The sequence below is a fragment of the Devosia chinhatensis genome, assembly GCF_000969445.1.
Classification (GTDB): domain Bacteria; phylum Pseudomonadota; class Alphaproteobacteria; order Rhizobiales; family Devosiaceae; genus Devosia; species Devosia chinhatensis.
Window position 1 is genome coordinate 1 of the sequence record NZ_JZEY01000060.1, and the last position, 520, is coordinate 520.

Below are 520 nucleotides of genomic sequence, written 5' to 3' on the forward strand. Positions count from 1 at the left end.
CTCCTCTTCGCCCTCACCCTCATCCCTCTCTTTTTCTCTCTCTTTTTTCTTCTCCTTCTTTTTCCTCCTTTTTCTTCCTCTCTTCTCCCTCCTCTTCCTCCTTTTTCTTACCCCTTCTTTCATCCTCTCCCCTCTCTTCCCTTTCTTCTTTTCTTTCATCTTCCATCCCTCCCTTCTTTTTCCCCCTCTCTCCGATTTATTCCTTCTCTCACCATCTTTCTTCTTTTTTTCCTTCGTCTTCTCCGACCGCCCCCTGCCTTTATCCTTTCCCTTTTTCTTCTTTCCTCCCCTCCTCTTCTGTGTCTTCACCCCTCCTTTTCTCTTCTTCTTTTTTGTTGTCTCCTCCGCTGCCCTCTCTCATCACCATCTCGCTCCCCCCTCTCCTTACCTCCCCCTCCCCCCTCCCCGGTTCCTCCGTGTACACGCTGTTGTGGTCCTCTGCCTCGTCCTCGCCGTCCCTGCTCGCCCTTTCCTCGCCTCCCCCCTTTTCCTCGTCCTTTCCGTCCCCCCTTCCTTTCCC

General features: G+C 52.7%; 2 protein-coding genes. Both read right to left on the reverse strand.

Translation table 11 applies throughout. The features are described 5' to 3' along the window. A partial coding sequence (locus tag VE26_RS19085) for a hypothetical protein (RefSeq protein WP_200897238.1) occupies window positions 1-309 on the reverse strand: 309 nt, incomplete at its 3' end. After that, the coding region (locus tag VE26_RS19090; protein ID WP_046105247.1) for a hypothetical protein at window positions 260-520 on the reverse strand (261 nt) is incomplete at its 5' end. The genes VE26_RS19090 and VE26_RS19085, both read right to left, overlap by 50 nt.